This window comes from Nitratidesulfovibrio liaohensis (genome assembly GCF_011682075.1).
GTDB lineage: Bacteria > Desulfobacterota > Desulfovibrionia > Desulfovibrionales > Desulfovibrionaceae > Cupidesulfovibrio > Cupidesulfovibrio liaohensis.
This window is the reverse complement of record NZ_VSMK01000754.1, coordinates 1-638: the sequence shown is the minus strand read 5'-3', so window position 1 is coordinate 638 and position 638 is coordinate 1. Positions and strand designations below refer to the sequence as shown.

Annotated in this window: 2 pseudogenes; both read left to right on the top strand. The window is 72.1% G+C overall.

The annotated features are described in order from the left end of the window. Positions 1-220 (top strand): annotated as a pseudogene (locus tag FVW27_RS18580) (hypothetical protein); the annotation flags it as partial. A 78-nt stretch (positions 221-298) separates the two neighbouring features. After that, positions 299-638: pseudogene (locus tag FVW27_RS18575) on the top strand (hypothetical protein); the annotation flags it as partial.

Below are 638 nucleotides of genomic sequence, written 5' to 3'. Positions count from 1 at the left end.
AGTGCGCGTGCTGCGCCACTGGCTGGACGCCGCCTGCGCCAACGACCGCCTGTCCCGGCCAGAACCCGCCATCCACGGGGCTGCGGCCCTGTACGACTACGCCCGCGACCGCACGGCGGAAATCGCCATGGCCGACCCGGCCAGCCTGCTGCGCATCCAGTTGGAGGGTGCGCGGCGCTGGGCCGGGGAACAGCTGAACCCCGGCGGACAGCGGGACTGATCCCGACCGCGCCGGATGACCACGCCTTCAACAGACCTCTTCAACGTTCACGCTTTCAACCCTGCAACGGAGGACACCATGGAACAAACACTGGCCCCGGCACCATCACCCGCCACGGCAAGCGGCGCAGTCGGAACTTCCGGGGCATCCGGAATGGGGGGCGTGCCCGGCCCTTCCGGTCCGGTAACTTCGGCGGTTCCCGCCACGGTCCCGGCGGCCCCCGGCAGTGCGGTCAGCCCCGCCGATTCCGGCACCGTCCCCGGCCCGTCCGATTCCCCCGATTCGTCCGTTGCGCCCGGCAGCCCCGCCGCCGCGCGCAACGCCGCCGACTACGCCTTCGACCTGCCGGACCATCTTACGGTGGATACGGCTGCGGCGGACCGCTTCCGCGCGCTGTGCGCAGCCCAGGGGCTGACCC